The organism is Vibrio sp. 1751 (assembly GCF_033339895.1).
Lineage (GTDB): Bacteria > Pseudomonadota > Gammaproteobacteria > Enterobacterales > Vibrionaceae > Vibrio > Vibrio alginolyticus.
This window is the reverse complement of record NZ_JAWOVM010000037.1, coordinates 1-15,643: the sequence shown is the minus strand read 5'-3', so window position 1 is coordinate 15,643 and position 15,643 is coordinate 1. Positions and strand designations below refer to the sequence as shown.

The following is a 15,643-nucleotide window of genomic DNA, read 5'->3' as shown; positions in this document are numbered from 1 at the left end:
AAAAAACCATTAAAATATCAATTGCACACCGTTCAATTAAGTGCAATCATTAACACAATCTATGGAGTCCCACTGTAAGATAAATTGAAGGATCAAATAACTCTATGAAAAGCACCTCGACACTCTTAGGATTAACGATTTTTTATGCCATCGTGTTTTTATTTTCTGCGTTGGAACCTAACTCACGTGCAGTTTGGTTTGCGGAGATTATCCCAGCGATTGGTATTCTTGTTGCTATTTGGGCAATTTCGATTCGCTATCAGTTCAGTAATACGGCTTACTTTTTAATGTTCATCTGGCTCTGTTTGCACACTATCGGTGCGAAATATACGTTCTCCGAAGTGCCGTTTGACTGGTTTAACGACATGATTGGTTCAGAGCGAAATAATTTTGATCGCGTTGCGCACTTTTCAATTGGCCTTTACGCATATCCGATCGCTGAATACTTGATAAACAAAAAACGGTTCAACAAAGCGTTTTCTTGCTGGTTTGCTTTGTTTGCTATCATGTCACTTGCTGCTGGCTATGAGATTATCGAATGGTGGTATGCGGAGTTGGCTGGTGGCGATGAGGGAATTGCCTTTCTGGGCTCGCAGGGTGACATATGGGACGCCCAGAAAGATATGTTGTGCGATACCGTTGGTGCAGTGTTGTCGTTATTCTTAATGTCGGCTCAACGTCGATTCTCTCAACCATTCTAAATAAGGGTTAAACCCTTCAACAATTGGAACCTGTACGATTTGAGCGACCTCGTATTCGTGCAGGTTTTCTATTTTCTCTTCCACCAATTCATAGAGCTCTCGACGAGTTTTGATCACCAGCAACCATTCGTTGTCAGTACAAATCTCCCCTTTCCACACATAGTGACTTTCAATAGGCATCGTTTGAATACACGCGGCTAATTGGGCATCTAGCAAACCTTTAATGATCTGATCTCGATTTTTTTCGTTGCTGGTTGTGCTTAACACCATGCAGTAGTCATGTTTTATACTCATTTTCTAGCCCTTCATTATTTCATTGTCACTTTGCCGCCAATCATTTTGTAAGCAGGCGTTCCTCTCACTAGGGTATCTCTTGCAAATTCTTGCCCGCAACTGGGACAGATGCATGGGGTTTGTGTGAAATCGTCAACAATGCGCTCTTTGAAGCACTTGACCAGTGCGCCTTTTCCGCCTTTACGGTACTTAAATAGTTGAGTTTTACACTTTGAGCAATAGATATCGACGGTTTTCGTCGGCTGCTTCTTATTCGGTTTCGCCATGGTTACTTTCTATATCCGGTTTGACCCATACATTATTAAAATCAAACCAACCTAAGGCATTACACTTTGCATTTTGTAACGCACCGCTGTGGTCTTTATTCACGCCTAGCCAACAGTGAAACATAGGAATCACCTGACAGCTTTTTACTAACTGTCGTCCTAGCTCACGCGCAGGAAAGTCTGTGTGCATCCCAGCACGCCATTGATCGACAAGTTTAGCCCATTCACTAAAATCGTAACCTGAACTGAACTTCTCAATATCACTGTAATCCAGGAGCCAGCCCGCCAACGCGTCATTTCGGTTCGTTGCAATGCCCATAGCTTTCACCCAGATATCCACTTCCTCCGGTGCGGGCGGTTGAGAATCATAACGAATAAACTCAACCTCTATACCGTGCGGTTTTAAGAGTGTCTTGATGGCCTTGGCAACTACTGGAAACATCGGATGCTTTTTCTGATACGCTACGGAAATTACCTTATTAGCCTGTGGTACGCTGCCCGCTTCTGCTGGCCTAAGATCAATCCAACCGGGCTTAAGGCCAAAGGCTTGCAATACTCCCAGTTCCATCACTTTATCTTGTGGGACATGCGCGTAAATCTGGTGACTGTTGAGGGTTTGCGAGAGGAACTCTGCCCAACGTGGATCTTTTGCAATCCCAGTGTTTTTGTTTAGTAATAGGAATGTACAGCCAGGGTCCAGCTCGACTTCATCGGATGAACCTTGTTTATCCATCTTCGGCTTTGACAGGCTTGGATAAACCATTGAGGAATAGGCTTCATCGATTACCCACACCTCCACTTGGTCAAGTAAAGGGCGAAAACCAAAGTAGCCATCAAAAGCAGTCAAAATAAGACGCTTATCATCATTCATTTTAACTTGGAACGGCCCTGTCCCTATCGGTTGTCTATCGAAGCTTTCAGAACGCAAAGCACTCGGTAGCAAAATTTTTGCTTGCGACTCACTCAGAGCCAGAGGAAGGTAGCGATCAGGACGGACGAGCTCAATATCAACGGTCCACTCTTGTGGTGAAGACACCCGCTTTATGTGAGAAAACAAGTTCAAGCTATTTAACGCAAGCACACTTTCAAGAACACAACTGGTTGTTAACGGTTCACCGTTATGAAAGCGTACTCCACGACGAAGATAAAAACGCCAATGTGTATCAGAAATTGCTTCCCACGTGTGGGCTAAATCTGGTTGAAGTTGTTCATTTTCATCAAGGCGAGTGAGTCCGCTAAAAATTTGTCTGGCGATGTGCTGTTCAGAACGCCGCATCGGTTTCTGCGGGTTTAACATCGACAATGGTCGATAATAAGGCAAACGCACGACCTGCTCGCCCTGTCGATGCTGAAGCCCTAAATAACCTTGGATAACCTGCGTCAATCGTGCCGCATCGTTATCAAGCGCATCTAGAGCCTGACCGATTTTCCCTTCATCGAGATAACGCCTGGCGAGGTTTTCGCTGACATCGCTTCGATTACGTTTAAAAACGAGTTTCGAAAGTTTTCCTCGACCCGCTGCCGGATGCCACTCAATCCAGCCCTCTTCTTCAAGTTTATTTAGAACAATACGAGCATTACGACGTGTACAAAACAACGCTTCGGTGATGTCTTCGAGCTGAACGTCCGTATCGTGACCGGAAAATTTTTCAAACAGTGTTTCGAACTGAACACGTAAACGAGGGCTACTCATAAAGAGGAAATTCTTATCTTGTTGTCGATAAGCTAAGTTTCCTCATTTTTACCAAAAAGTGCAAACATCACACTATAGATTATTGAATATCGATACCAATTTCTCGCGAAAGTTCAGCCAGTTGTTCCTCGTTGTCCAGCTTGATAGACCATTTGCACTCTGCTCCATGAGATAAAACAACGTTCGCTCCTCTACCCAGCAACTGAATTGCATCGGTTTGCGCTTGCAAGGTTACCATTGCACTACCGGAGAGCTTAATCACTATTTCACGCTGGGTTGCAATGATTTTTCCTAATGAAAACTCAATCACCATCTTAGTTTATACCGACTTTGTTTTGTGTTGTTTCACAGCGATGGTCAAGCGACTGGTACACACTAAACGGCCTCGCTCATCAGTGATATCGATTTGCCACACTTGCGTTGAAATACCCAGATGAAGCGGTTTTGCCGTACCAATCACATGACCACTTCGCATGGCTCGCACATGGTTCGCGTTAATATCTAAACCGACGCAGTAGCTGCCCTCATCGACAGAGAAGTTTGCAGCCAATGAGCCTAATGTTTCTGCGAGCACGACTGATGCACCACCGTGAAGCATTCCTAAAGGTTGATGAGTAAAGCTGCATACGGGCATGGTTGCTGTAAGGGAGTCGTCAGTGAAATCTGTATATTTAATTTGTAGGTGCTCGATCAGGGTATTTTTTGACGTGGCATTCAGAATCTCTATGCTTACGGGCTTTTTCCATATACTCATTGTTTTACTCTTAGTTTCACAAACTGGTTTGTTAGGTTGTAACGATGTGCTAGGAAGCTAGCATAGACGCTACTTGGGCATAACTTCAAGACGTAACATCTCACCCTCTTTATTAATCAGATGAATAACTTGATCCATGCATCATGTTACTATTTGGGTATATACTATTGCTTCAAAACAAAAAATTAAATGGAGCCTGTTATGAAGGTATGGATGAAAGCCTCTGCTCTTTTAACTATCGCGGGTTTAACAGCGTGTAGCGCATCACCGACGGGTCGCAACCAGATCCTGATGTTTTCAGATCAGGAAATGTCATCGCTTGGCGCTAAATCTTTCGAACAAATGAAGAAAGATATCCCAATCAGCAAAGATCGCAAAACGAATGCCTACGTTCAATGCGTTGCCAAACACATCACTGACACCATTCCCGCTCAATCTGGATTTAAAGACTGGGAAGTCGTTGTTTTTGATAGTGAACAAGTCAATGCGTTTGCTCTACCAGGTGGGAAGATCGGCGTGTATACCGGGCTTTTAGATGTCGCGAAAAACCAAGATCAGTTGGCAACAGTTATTGGTCACGAAGTCGCTCACGTCCTCGCTGACCACAGTAATGAACGTCTTTCACAAAGTCAGTTAGCAAATGCCGGGTTGTCTCTAGCAAACGTTGCCATTGGAGCTTCCGAGTACAAACAGTATCAACAAATGACGATGGCGGCACTTGGTGTCGGTGTCCAATACGGTGTTATTTTGCCATACGGTCGTACTCAGGAATCTGAGGCTGATATTGTCGGGCTGGAATTCATGGCAAAAGCAGGTTTCGACCCACGTCAAAGTGTCGATTTATGGAAAAATATGAGTGCTGCATCAGGTGGTTCTCAACCACCTGAATTCTTCTCAACCCACCCATCGCACAGTACGCGCATTAAAGATTTACAAGCAACCATAAATAAGCTGCCTGCGTATAACGCGAAAGCACCAAGATGTGGCTAATTCATTGCTACTATCGTCTACTACTTAAGCTTGCCAAGTAAATTACCACCTTCTAAAGAAGGTGGCTTTGTGTGAGCCCCCTAAAAGGGGGCCTTTGTTTAGTCCAGCGCCAATTGCTGCTGCTCTACTCGCTCTTGTTTCTCTTGATGTCTTACATATCGGCGTATTATTTCTTCATTGATTCCAACACTATCGACAAAATAGCCTCTTTGCCAAAAGTGATTACCCCAAAGCCTGTTCTTCCTAAGGTGAGGAAACTTGCTAAATAGCTTTAAGGCTATTTTGCCTTTCAATACCCCCATCAACTTGGATATCGAAAGCTTTGGTGGAACCTTTACAACTAAATGTACGTGGGAAGCTTGATTGTATCTACTCATGTTATTCGTCCTCTTTGACTTCTGGAAAAATCAAAGATGCATTTAGCATGAGTAGTTTTACAGGCAAAGCCGAAGCGGATGATAACCACCTACTGAAGTAGGTGGTTTAGGGCTGAAAATAAAAAAGCTCCCTAGGGAGCTTTTAATGATTCTAATCAAGTGCCCAATATCTGTAGCGGCAAACTTAACAAACTATCTCCGAGAGTGGCAAAATACCAGATGATAGAAACAAAACCTCCGACAGAGACCAAGTACCAAGCCAGTGAGAATAGCTGCCCATAACGGGTTAATGGCAATAAATGGCTTTGATGTCGAGCTCTCCATTCCATCACCACTTCCAACATTCCCATTAACAATAAAAACCCTAGCAACGTCAGACCGAAATAGTAACTGATAAAAATGCCCAATAAAGCGGTCGCAATACTGCCAGCTAACCCGACCCAAGTATTCATTGAGAAGGTAATACTTTTGAGCACATGGCCACCATCTAATGGTAAAATAGGCAGCAGATTAAATAGGTTTAGCAAGGCGTTAAACACAGCAAGCCCAGCGAAGATCACCTCACCAGTCATCCAATAAAGCAAAGTAAAAACAATACTAAGTACTAAACCGAAAAATGGTCCCATGATTGAGATAACCACATCCTGCCAGCGCGTGTTTATCTTTTCGTCACTTAGCGCCAAACCACCTAGGAATGGAATCAAATAGATCCCTTTGGTCTTCATTCCAAAATACTTCATCGCTCTAATGTGACCATATTCATGAAAAACCAAACAAGCGATCAACGCTAGCGCGAACTCGATGGAAAATAGCCAAGAATATGCAGCGAGACTTGCAGACGCTAACGCCACTTTAATAACTTTCGCACTTTTAAGTGCTTTCATCCCAAGAGATACGAGGCCTATTACACTTAAACGCTTTTCGGATGGTGGCGTAACTTCTGGCACTTGGCGCTCAATGTCTTTTTCATTTCGACAACCTTCATTGATGAGCTCACCGTTAATTGTGACCTTGTAACTCAATTCAAACGGTTGCCATGTTAAAGAACACTCTAAATGACAGTTCAGGATTTCCTCACCCGCAGAGAGCCTAAACTGGTGTAGACAAGTCTCTGCGGTATTGTCACTGGCATCGATTTGAGACACCAACGTATTATCCCAATATAACTGCTGCCACCCAGCCATCGATCCTTCGAGCCTTAGCGAACGACCTAAAAATTCAACATTCAGTAATTCCAATGCGGTTCCTATTGCGTCTATTGAATAACTACATAGCGAGCGCGAATTATGCCTGTGAAGTGAAGAAACAGCAAAGCGAGCTATCTCTTGATTTGATCGTTATTTAACTATAAAGCTCGCAAAACAATTCTGGTCGTACCATTCTCTTCAAAAATATAACGATAATACATGCCCTTACAAGCCATCGTTTGACCTATGCATCATATTTAAAACGCAAAATACGCTCAAACTTTGACAAGTTATTAAACATACAATTAACATTACATTTACATCACCGTTGTATTTCGCGTATTAACAATTGGTGTAAGTACCACACAACAATTACAAGGACTTCGGTCCAGCATTATGACACCCTAGGAGGGTCAAGGATGAACAAGAAGCACTGCTCTCTGCTTACAATTTCAATATTGTTTGCGTGTAATGCCCACTCAGCGGGCTTCCAGGTAGCTGAACATTCGGCATCTGGTCTTGGTCGAGCATTTTCAGGTGAAGGGGCTGTCGCAGACAATGCCAGCGTTCTTGCTCGTAACCCTGCAGCAATGACACTTTTCAAAGAAGCTCAATTTTCGGGCGCGTTATCTATCATCGACCCTGAAGTCGATGTGTACGACACTGTAAACAATGAACACGCGAAAGATGTCGCCCCTTTACAGATCGTGCCAGCAGGTTATTACATCAGTCCTATCAATGATAACTGGGCTTGGGGTATCGGTATGTTCACAACATACGGTGTTGCTACTGACTATCCAAATGATATTTCCGCAGGTGATATGGCGGGTGACACTTCCCTACTTTCAGTAAACATCAACCCTAATGTCGCTTACCGTATCAACGAGTCTTTCAGTGTCGGTGGTGGTATCAACCTCGTATACGCTGAAGCAGAGCTGACTCGCCACAAAGGCGCACTCGCCGGTATTTTAGGTGGTAATAAGTCCGATAACCTTGTCGGCATGGAAGGTGAAACTTTCGCTTGGGGTTGGAATGTCGGCGCTTTATTTGAGCTAAATGAAAACAACCGTTTTGGCTTTGGCTACCGCTCTAAGGTTGATCTAGATTTTGATGACGGTGAGTTTAGTAGTTACGACTCTGGTCGAGCTTCATCACCAAAAGTTGATGGCCGTTTAAAAATCTCTCTCCCTTCAATTATCGAATTATCGGCTTTCCATCAACTGAATGAACAATGGGCTGTACATTACGGCTGGCAACAAACCGACTGGAGCACATTTAAAGAACTAAAAGCGACCAGTAACGAATGTAATGACGGAGTATGTTTCTTTAAACCTGAGAAATATGAAGACAACAATCGCTACTCCATTGGTGCAACTTACATACTTAATACAGACTGGACATTCCGTGCAGGCTTTGCGTACGACGAACAAGCAGGTGAAGCGACATTGAGTATCCCTGACAGTGACCGTTTTTGGTACAGCGCGGGCCTAACTTACGCAATGAATGAGAATTTAACTTTCGATGCAGGCTTTGCACTTGTTAAGAGTAAGTCAGGCTCTTTCACTGAGACAAATGCTCTGGGTAAAGAGATTAAGTTTGACTCAGAAGGCACTGCTTACATCAGCGCGGTACAGATGAACTACACCTTCAAATAATGGGATTACGGAGTAAACCAATGAAACACACGTTTAAATTATCAATGCTTTGTTCTGCAATCCTTCTTGCTGGTTGTGGTGATGATACCTCCAGTTCTGGTACTTCCGACAAAGTTCAATTTGAAGATGAAGTCCAAGCATTGCTTGATCGCGAAACATCCATCAGTTTTACGCTTCAAGGAGCGAACGCAGATGTACCGGCACCGTCTTACTTATTAATGGACACAAGCGATGGTACGCTTGGTCTGCCAACTGATGGCGATGATGCTTTAACCAACCCTAGAGCCTCGATGAACACGATGGATGGATGGTCAACGTCTATGCCAATCGTTCTTAACTTCAATGGCGACGGTTTTGCAACGGGCATGCTGTCGTCTGGTGTTAAAGTCATCAAGATTAATCAACGCTTAACCGAGTGGGACCGCAAATCTAACCCAATCGAAGAAGAGCTTGTTCAGAACCAAGACTACGTAGTTCAAGCAAAAGGTAACTCTCTATACATCCAGTTCTTGGCTGCACTTGATGAGTCAAGCGAGTACATTTTTGCGGTCACACAAGATGTTACTGACGTGAATGGTGAGCCAATTGGTACATCAGCAAGTTATGCAACTGGTAAATCGAAAGAAATCGTTTATGAAACTGGCGACCTTGCTTCTGTTCAAGCAGTCACTCAGGCGGTTGAAGGCATTTTTGGTCTAGCTCAAGTTAATCCTAACGACATCGTTTACTCCTCATGGTTCAGTACCCAGTCTGTAGGTGATACGTTAGCGGCAGTCAAAGGAGTAACCGCTACTGGTTTTTCTACCGGCGCAAACACACTAAATACCGTTTACAAAAATGACTCAAACGAAGGTTCAGTAGACTTATCAACGGCCTACACAATAACGCTCGGTGAAACCCAAGACTTTAGCACTGCGCTAGACTCTGACGATGACTTTAGTAAATACATTAGCGATCTAGACGCAGCTAAAACGGCAATTAAAGGCCTTTACATGCAATCAGGTGCTGATGTAAGCGTGACACAAGGTGTGGTAAGACTGCCTCATTACCTGGAAAAAGGCGCAAGCTGGAACATGCAACCAATGGTATCTGCGATGCCAAGCCTAGCGAAGCTAAGCGCAGCATTAGCGGATCCGAACGAGCAAGCAAACATGGTTCAGCAGCTATCAACAGGCGTTTTTGCAAATGATCCTGTTGATGTGACAAAGCTTGCTACAGATCCTACAGAGCAGCTAAAACTTGTTGGAGCTAAGCTTACTCTTACCGATGGTACCCAGCTTGATAGTGAGCGTATTATTACTCGCTACTCGCCTGTTCCCGTAGTGAAATCGGTTGAAGATGTCGAAGTACTGGTCTTCACACCTAAATCTGGCGTCGCGACAGACGTTGTGATTTATCAACACGGCATCACCTCAGCGAAAGAGAATGCGTACGCGTTCGCGTTCAATATGGTAAAAGCAGGTGTGGCAGTTATCGCTATTGACTTACCTATTCATGGTACGCGCAGCTTAGATGAACAACGTTCCGCAAATGCGAATGTACTGGCTTATCTAAATCTTTCCAACTTAGCCGTTGCGCGTGACAACCTACGTCAGAGTGTTCTGGATGTGTTAGGTTTGCGCGCTAGCTTAGTAGTATCTGCTCAAGGCGGTCTTTTAGCTGGAGGTCCTCTGCAAGGCTTCAACCCAATGACGGGTTCAAAAGTCAAAATGCTAGGTCATTCACTTGGCGGTATTGTAGCTACATCTGCCGTCGCAGCAGCAAACAATACACTGGGCAGCCCTTCTGCGGATGCGCTGTACACCTTTAGTTCTGCATCAGTACAGAACTCTGGTGGACAAATTGGTAATTTGTTACTGGGTTCAGACAATTACGGCCCTCAGATCAAACATAACCTCGCTTATGCAGCATCAAAAGACTATGCGAATTACGCTGATGCATCATGTGCGGATCTAGAAGATAAAACATGTTACGAAGCTTTTGAGGCTGCGGCAACGGAAGCTCAAGTAGCAGCGCTAGAAGCAGGTTTTTCACAATTTATCTATGCAGCACAGACTACACTAGACACTGTCGATCCGTTCACAAACGCTTCAGATTTAGTGGCATCTGGTTCGCTAACGACACCATTCTTTATGACAGAAGTGGATGGCGATAGCACAGTACCAAACAGCGTTCCAAATGCACCATTCGCGGGTACTGAACCGCTCGCTAATAAGCTAGGGTTGAAGACTGTGAACAGTACGGACACTACTGTGAATGCAACTGCGAGCTTTGTACAGTTTAATGCTACTGCATCGCACAGTACTTTTGCTTCGCCAAATGGCACTTTGTCTGATATTGATCATCATGTAGAGATGCAGATGGAAAACACTGACTTCTTAATGGATGACGCATTAACAGGTGCCACTAACACTTCTGTTTTGAAGTAATCGCAACATCCTTCCTACCAAAGCCCAGTTTCTACTGGGCTTTTTCATTTCAATTCTATTCAAACCCACTCATATTTCCTCTGCTATAGTTAAATCGATGTCTTTGCCTAACTCACTTGTTTAAAAGGAAAACTCTATGCGCGTATTGACTGTTATTGCCACTGTATTACTTCTTTCTGCATGCGGAAGTAGCCAATATCTGATGTCGACAAATGAAGGGAAAATTATTACCTCTTACGGTAAACCAGACCTGAACGAGGAAACGGGTATGTACGAATATGAAGACATGGATGGTAAAGAAATGAGTATTTCAAAAGAGCAAATTGTCCAGATTGTCGAACGTTAACGACAGGCCCTCTGTAAATTAGAGGGCTATGTTCTAGCCACCCTCTCTCTACATTTACCTCTTTTAGGCTTGTAATCGTTGTAGAAATTGACACAACTAATTCATAAGCCAAAACAATTAATAGTGTCTTTTATACTTCCGTATTATTTATTTAGCGAATATTTTACATCTTCACCTTAATCAGGTTGGAGTATTGTAAAATCTAGTCTTTAATTCGCTAACACCCTTTTATTTCTCAGGATAAAGTGGATAATACCGCCACAAAATAACATTACTAAGGTGAGTCCTTATGTCTATTGAAGCTACTCTGCTTGCGCGCTGCGAGTCAAAATGTGAACTGTGTTCTTCTGAATCTCAACTAACTGCATACGCTGTCCCACCTCACGGTAATGTGACGGTTGATACTGCCATCATGGTTTGTGATAAGTGTCTGGGTGAGATCGATGAGCCAAAAGACATTAACCACTGGCGTTGTCTAAACGAAAGCATGTGGAGCCAGGTTCCTGCTGTACAAGTGACTGCATGGCGCCAACTCACTCGCCTAAACACAGAAAGCTGGGCTCAAGATGCTCTTGACATGATGTACATGGAAGAAGAGCAAATGAACTGGGCAATGAAAGGGATGTCTGCTGACGATAAAACGGTTGACTGTAACGGCACTGAACTTAAGAAAGGTGACGATGTAACAGTAATTAAAGACCTACCAGTAAAAGGCACTAACCAAGTAATCAAACAAGGTACAGTGATTCGTGGCATTAGCCTTGGCGATGATCCAAAGCTAGTTTCGGGTAAGGCAAATGGTGGTCAGTCGATGTACGTGATCGCAGAATACTGCCGCAAGAAGTAATATCGCACTTCAGTCATGTCAAAACGGGGCACCAATGGTGCCCCGTTTTTCTATACAACACTTAATCTACTCTCATGTCTACCTCCTCTAGAGTGTTTCTTTTCTAGGGCGTAGGTTGAGTAGGCATGTTTTACAAATAAAAAAATACCGGCTCATAGGCCGGTATTTCTTACATTATTTCAATATTAACGGTACATACCGATGTCTTTTTGAATATGTGCTGACAAGTCTTCTGCGTAGTAACTGCGTGGCGCAGTGTTATCTACAAATAGAATGTCCAGTAAGTGAGCAATCAGTCCTTTGAAGTTAACCGCGTAGGTTTTCTTATCCATAGAGGTTGGTAAAGCTACATTTGTCATTTGCATTGCTTGTGCCATGATTGCCTCTCTTTAAAAGCAGTAGTCTGTTTAGTTGGTTGTATATTAGTCAGTTTCTTATTGTTTAAGAAATGACAAATTTTACCCATTCAAATTAGAATTTCTAATAAAACAAACTCATTACAAAACTCAAAAATACAAATGAATAATAACGGCATAAATAATCACAATTGCTGTAATTACATTGAATAACTGAACATTACCTGCATAATCGCCCCTTAAGAAACAACATATATTTAACAATATTTTTCGTTATTTCTTTTGATTTTAGTGCTTACTTTATATTTTTTTGATTAGTAATATTAACGCTAGTTTGACGCTTCGCTTTATTTTTTAGGAGTGATGCCACCACTGCCGATGTCATCACAACAACTAAAAATGTGAGAGACCATGCTGTCGGAATCTCATATTCTGTTCCAACCAATAGCATTTTCACCCCGATAAACATCATGATTACTGATAATGCTGGTTTTAAGTACACAAACTTATCTAACATTGCTTGAAGAACAAAGTACAGCGATCGCAAACCCAATAATGCAAATACGTTCGCGGCTAAGACTAAAAATGGCTCTCGCGTTACCGCGAATATAGCTGGTATAGAATCCAATGCAAACATAACGTCCATTACTGCAATGACACCAACAACGATCAGCATCGGTGTTGCCACCCACTTACCAGCTTGCTTTAAGATTAAGTGATTTCCTTGGTAGTCATCTGTAACTGGCAATACCTTTCGAATCAACTGCTCCGGATATGGATTAACCTCTTCTGCTTCGCCTTTGTCGCGAGCTAGCTTAACACCTGTCCAAATAAGGAAAGCAGCAAATAAGTACAATACCCAGTGATACTGTGCAAGTAACTGAGCACCAACCGCAATCATGACAGCGCGTAAAACTAGCGCACCTATCACCCCCCAAAGCAATGCTCTCGGACGCAAATGCTCCGGCACACTGTATTGTGCAAAGATGATGGCAAACACAAACAAGTTATCCACGCTTAACGACTTCTCTAGTAAGTAACCAGTTAAGAATGAAATCGTTGCTTTGTCGTTCGTATAAGCGCTATGTGGCGCGTAAAAGTCCCAGAATAAATAAATAGAACCTGCAAAAACAAAGGCAAGCAAGAACCAAAAAACACTCCAAACGATGGCTTTTTTCATCGTGATAACGCCACCACGTGTTTGATAGATATCAAGCGTAACTAGAACAAGGGTAAATAAACCAAAAGCACCATACATCGCTAATGATTCTTGAAGAGGCACCGATTGGCTCAATTGGGTGGTACTTTTGATAAGAGACATATTTCCTCCCATGGCGGAAGGACTTCGTTTGGTGACCTTCCGCATACAATAACAACCAACAGCCACATAACGATTATGTGCTGCTAGTCAATGAATGCGTTGGTCTCGTTGAAGTGTTGATGTGAATAAACCACGTAACACCTTTACTTACCGGATAAGCTGATGCTTAACGAGATGACGATAAGTAAACTTGCGCTAACTACTCCCCAAACGCCGACATAATAACGCCGAGCGTCAGGCTTTCCAACAAAAAAACCTTGTCTTATCGAAATAAAATTCTTATCAAAAATCAGGAAGCACTATAAAAAGAAAGAAATGGATTCAACCACTGAACTTTAGTAAACAGACAAAAATCAGCAAATGGCTCAAGACAAACTCTTCATTGGTTAGAGCCCTAACGGGGAAGATAGATACAAAAAAGGAGCATTACTGCTCCCTTTTGTAACATCCACATTCTTAGCAATTCAAAAGCCGCTTAGAGGCACAAAGTAGACCAGTGTTGACCAAATTGCGATCCAGGCAACCACGACTGCCGTATCTGCCCAATCTTTATTCCACATACTGCCATCCTCATCAACCCATGTAGTAAGTGGAGAGCAGCAAAATGAATACCAGTATCTATTATCGACGTCGCTTTGTGTAAAGTTTGTGACTTTGATTCAAACAGTTTGGCTCATCGGTCAGGAGTTCAATAAAACAATCAGCCATGGACAAACTGGTCACACGCCCTTCTCCTTTCATCTCCTGCAATGCGTCGTACCCCTCTTTCCCTTTCATCGTATAGGCAGAAGAAGTCCCTCGATACCAAACATCATCTTGAACACCTACCCATTGTTTACCATCAAAAATCACTAATGATTGAACTCTTTCACCTTTTGGGGCATCTGCGTGGTACTCGAAGTTTAAATTGTAAGTGTACGGATAACTGCCAGATCCAGTGCCTTCTACGCCATTGTTGAGTGCATTATTTATCGCGCCTTCAAGTGCACGGCGAATAGCGCTGCCTTTTACATCGTAAAAGCCGATAGGAACGGCAAAAGGCAACAGCCGTCCGGCAATGTCTGCCACTGTAATGTTGCCAGGGTTCAAAGAGGTTCGCACGCCACCCGCATTATGAATTGCAAATTGAACGTCATATCCACGTTTGTTTAAACAGTGCAGAAATGATCGGGCAACGGAGGAAGCCAACTCACTCTCACCAAATTCATCGGGAATTCTCACATGACGCTTTTTGGTGTCAACACTAGCAATGACTTGTGACTGTAACTGCCTGACCTGAGGAATATATTTATCGCTCAGGATCGCTTGAGTTTCCGGGTGTTTCTTACAAACCACGACATTCGGTTGACCATGGATGAAGTCGCACGCGGTTTCGAATACACCTTGGTCGAGCTGTTGGTTTAGCGTCGAGTCCCAAAAAATACGTCGACCCAGCAACAGTTCATTTTGTCCACTCAACATCGTTGCTTTACCGTGTTCATCAAACTCAATGACACAGTGCCCCATTGTCAAAGCATGGAAACCCGCTTGCACCACATAGGTATCATTAATTTTGATACCGTAGGGATCGTCTTGTCCTAACCCTATTGATGAAAAATCACCTTGCAACCGGTGGCTGTGTCCACCAACAATTATTCCAATACCTGCAACTTGCTCAGCTAACTCTAAATCACCTTCATAACCTAAGTGGCTCAGAAGAATAATATTTTTTATACCTGATGAATGGATTTGTTTTACGGTCGCCTTGGCGGTTTCAATTGCTGAGTGAAAAGGCGTGTCTGCATCAGGGTTTGCGATGTCGCTCATTTTATCTATGGATAATCCGAAAATCGCGACCCGCTCACCATGGAATTCTTTAACAATGTATTGAGCGCTCTGTGTATCCGGTTGGTAACTATATACATCCTTGCAATCACTGATACGGTGAGGTTTTTTAAGTGATTCATTGGATAAATCCCAGTTGCCAGCAAGCAATGGGAACTGAGTACGTTGGCAAAACAATGCAACTGGCTCATTCCCCATATCTAATTCATGGTTACCTAACGCCATTGCATCAATCTTTAATGCGTTCAATAAGTCGGCATTGGCTTTGCCTTTAAATAGTGAGAAATACAGCGTGCCTTGGAAGCAATCTCCGGCATGGAGGAACAACATCCCATGACCTTGGCGCTGAGCATCATCTCTTAACTGCTCGACTCTGGTTGCGATACGAGAAAAGCCGCCAGCACTGACATAGGGTTCTAGCGTGAGTTCATTGTTTATCTTAAGCTTTAACTGTAATGACGTTGGTTCAAAGTAGGAATGTGTGTCATTGATGTGTGCCAGTTTGATTCTCACTGGCTTATGATTGTTATTCATCTTCATCTTCTCTTTTTTCATTCCTTATAATAATAAGAAGTGAATCATGACAGAATCATGAATTTTATG

Annotated in this window: 15 protein-coding genes and 1 pseudogene; 6 read left to right on the top strand and 10 right to left on the bottom strand. The window is 43.1% G+C overall.

Annotated features, from left to right (window positions below):
- Window positions 1-104: 104 nt before the first annotated feature.
- A complete protein-coding gene (locus R7041_RS13170) occupies window positions 105-701 on the top strand; it encodes a DUF2238 domain-containing protein (RefSeq protein ID WP_005376330.1) in 597 nt (198 codons plus the stop codon).
- Here the strand turns inward: R7041_RS13170 and cutA are convergent.
- The 5 genes from cutA to R7041_RS13145 form a co-directional block, all read right to left on the bottom strand.
- Window positions 663-995, bottom strand: coding sequence for a divalent-cation tolerance protein CutA (gene cutA, locus R7041_RS13165; RefSeq protein WP_154204358.1), 333 nt, complete (start codon window positions 993-995; stop codon window positions 663-665). The genes R7041_RS13170 and cutA overlap by 39 nt on opposite strands.
- A 14-nt stretch (window positions 996-1,009) precedes the next feature.
- Window positions 1,010-1,261 carry a hypothetical protein gene (locus R7041_RS13160; RefSeq protein ID WP_053349877.1) on the bottom strand — a complete coding sequence of 84 codons (252 nt, stop codon included), beginning with the start codon at window positions 1,259-1,261 and terminating at the stop codon, window positions 1,010-1,012.
- Window positions 1,245-2,954, bottom strand: a complete 1,710-nt coding sequence (locus R7041_RS13155; RefSeq protein ID WP_053307684.1) for an SgrR family transcriptional regulator — start codon at window positions 2,952-2,954, stop codon at window positions 1,245-1,247. The genes R7041_RS13160 and R7041_RS13155 overlap by 17 nt, the downstream gene beginning before the upstream one ends.
- 79 nt (window positions 2,955-3,033) lie before the next feature.
- Window positions 3,034-3,267 carry a DUF3389 domain-containing protein gene (locus R7041_RS13150; protein WP_005376338.1) on the bottom strand — a complete coding sequence of 78 codons (234 nt, stop codon included), beginning with the start codon at window positions 3,265-3,267 and terminating at the stop codon, window positions 3,034-3,036.
- A gap of 6 nt (window positions 3,268-3,273) precedes the next feature.
- A complete protein-coding gene (locus R7041_RS13145; protein WP_005376340.1) occupies window positions 3,274-3,708 on the bottom strand; it encodes a hotdog fold thioesterase in 435 nt (144 codons plus the stop codon).
- A 201-nt stretch (window positions 3,709-3,909) separates the two neighbouring features.
- Here R7041_RS13145 and R7041_RS13140 point away from each other — a divergent pair, with 201 nt between their 5' ends.
- On the top strand, window positions 3,910-4,698 hold the full coding sequence (locus R7041_RS13140) for a M48 family metallopeptidase (protein WP_017634168.1): 789 nt from the start codon (window positions 3,910-3,912) through the stop codon (window positions 4,696-4,698).
- Window positions 4,699-4,796: 98 nt separating this feature from the next.
- Here R7041_RS13140 and tnpA read toward each other — a convergent pair.
- Together tnpA and R7041_RS13130 are read right to left on the bottom strand one after the other, a co-directional pair.
- Window positions 4,797-5,060 (bottom strand): annotated as a pseudogene (tnpA, locus tag R7041_RS13135) (IS200/IS605 family transposase); the annotation flags it as partial.
- A gap of 170 nt (window positions 5,061-5,230) precedes the next feature.
- Complete coding sequence (locus R7041_RS13130) at window positions 5,231-6,259, bottom strand: site-2 protease family protein (RefSeq protein WP_242531600.1); 1,029 nt, start codon at window positions 6,257-6,259, stop codon at window positions 5,231-5,233.
- A gap of 422 nt (window positions 6,260-6,681) precedes the next feature.
- Here R7041_RS13130 and R7041_RS13125 point away from each other — a divergent pair, with 422 nt between their 5' ends.
- The 4 genes from R7041_RS13125 (at window position 6,682) to R7041_RS13110 (ending at window position 11,539) form a co-directional block, all read left to right on the top strand.
- Window positions 6,682-7,917, top strand: a complete 1,236-nt coding sequence (locus R7041_RS13125; RefSeq protein WP_170893218.1) for an outer membrane protein transport protein — start codon at window positions 6,682-6,684, stop codon at window positions 7,915-7,917.
- 20 nt (window positions 7,918-7,937) lie between these two features.
- The gene (locus R7041_RS13120; RefSeq protein WP_137282648.1) at window positions 7,938-10,346 is read left to right on the top strand and encodes a VolA/Pla-1 family phospholipase; all 2,409 of its coding nucleotides are present in this window, start codon (window positions 7,938-7,940) and stop codon (window positions 10,344-10,346) included.
- A 136-nt stretch (window positions 10,347-10,482) separates the two neighbouring features.
- Entirely contained in the window at window positions 10,483-10,692 is a 210-nt protein-coding gene (locus R7041_RS13115) for a YgdI/YgdR family lipoprotein (protein ID WP_017634171.1), read from the top strand.
- Window positions 10,693-10,981: 289 nt separating this feature from the next.
- Window positions 10,982-11,539 (top strand): PhnA domain-containing protein, encoded by a 558-nt coding sequence (locus R7041_RS13110; protein WP_005376350.1) that lies wholly within the window; start codon window positions 10,982-10,984, stop codon window positions 11,537-11,539.
- A 185-nt stretch (window positions 11,540-11,724) separates the two neighbouring features.
- Here R7041_RS13110 and R7041_RS13105 read toward each other — a convergent pair whose 3' ends face one another.
- The 3 genes from R7041_RS13105 to R7041_RS13095 form a co-directional block, all read right to left on the bottom strand.
- Window positions 11,725-11,916, bottom strand: a complete 192-nt coding sequence (locus tag R7041_RS13105; protein ID WP_005376351.1) for a hypothetical protein — start codon at window positions 11,914-11,916, stop codon at window positions 11,725-11,727.
- Window positions 11,917-12,190: 274 nt separating this feature from the next.
- Window positions 12,191-13,216, bottom strand: coding sequence for a TerC/Alx family metal homeostasis membrane protein (locus R7041_RS13100; RefSeq protein WP_206949002.1), 1,026 nt, complete (start codon window positions 13,214-13,216; stop codon window positions 12,191-12,193).
- 621 nt (window positions 13,217-13,837) lie between these two features.
- Window positions 13,838-15,580 (bottom strand): bifunctional metallophosphatase/5'-nucleotidase, encoded by a 1,743-nt coding sequence (locus R7041_RS13095; protein WP_005376363.1) that lies wholly within the window; start codon window positions 15,578-15,580, stop codon window positions 13,838-13,840.
- Window positions 15,581-15,643 lie beyond the last annotated feature (63 nt).

What these genes read in the sequence shown, in the direction of transcription:
- R7041_RS13160 (WP_053349877.1), bottom strand. Translation starts at nt 1,261, where the DNA reads ATGGCGAAACCGAATAAGAAGCAGCCGACGAAAACCGTCGATATCTAT.
- cutA (WP_154204358.1), bottom strand. Translation starts at nt 995, where the DNA reads ATGAGTATAAAACATGACTACTGCATGGTGTTAAGCACAACCAGCAAC.
- R7041_RS13125 (WP_170893218.1), top strand. Translation starts at nt 6,682, where the DNA reads ATGAACAAGAAGCACTGCTCTCTGCTTACAATTTCAATATTGTTTGCG.
- R7041_RS13140 (WP_017634168.1), top strand. Translation starts at nt 3,910, where the DNA reads ATGAAGGTATGGATGAAAGCCTCTGCTCTTTTAACTATCGCGGGTTTA.
- R7041_RS13155 (WP_053307684.1), bottom strand. Translation starts at nt 2,954, where the DNA reads ATGAGTAGCCCTCGTTTACGTGTTCAGTTCGAAACACTGTTTGAAAAA.
- R7041_RS13150 (WP_005376338.1), bottom strand. Translation starts at nt 3,267, where the DNA reads ATGGTGATTGAGTTTTCATTAGGAAAAATCATTGCAACCCAGCGTGAA.
- R7041_RS13100 (WP_206949002.1), bottom strand. Translation starts at nt 13,216, where the DNA reads ATGTCTCTTATCAAAAGTACCACCCAATTGAGCCAATCGGTGCCTCTT.
- R7041_RS13120 (WP_137282648.1), top strand. Translation starts at nt 7,938, where the DNA reads ATGAAACACACGTTTAAATTATCAATGCTTTGTTCTGCAATCCTTCTT.
- R7041_RS13170 (WP_005376330.1), top strand. Translation starts at nt 105, where the DNA reads ATGAAAAGCACCTCGACACTCTTAGGATTAACGATTTTTTATGCCATC.
- R7041_RS13105 (WP_005376351.1), bottom strand. Translation starts at nt 11,916, where the DNA reads ATGGCACAAGCAATGCAAATGACAAATGTAGCTTTACCAACCTCTATG.
- R7041_RS13095 (WP_005376363.1), bottom strand. Translation starts at nt 15,580, where the DNA reads ATGAAGATGAATAACAATCATAAGCCAGTGAGAATCAAACTGGCACAC.
- R7041_RS13145 (WP_005376340.1), bottom strand. Translation starts at nt 3,708, where the DNA reads ATGAGTATATGGAAAAAGCCCGTAAGCATAGAGATTCTGAATGCCACG.
- R7041_RS13115 (WP_017634171.1), top strand. Translation starts at nt 10,483, where the DNA reads ATGCGCGTATTGACTGTTATTGCCACTGTATTACTTCTTTCTGCATGC.
- R7041_RS13130 (WP_242531600.1), bottom strand. Translation starts at nt 6,259, where the DNA reads ATGGCTGGGTGGCAGCAGTTATATTGGGATAATACGTTGGTGTCTCAA.
- R7041_RS13110 (WP_005376350.1), top strand. Translation starts at nt 10,982, where the DNA reads ATGTCTATTGAAGCTACTCTGCTTGCGCGCTGCGAGTCAAAATGTGAA.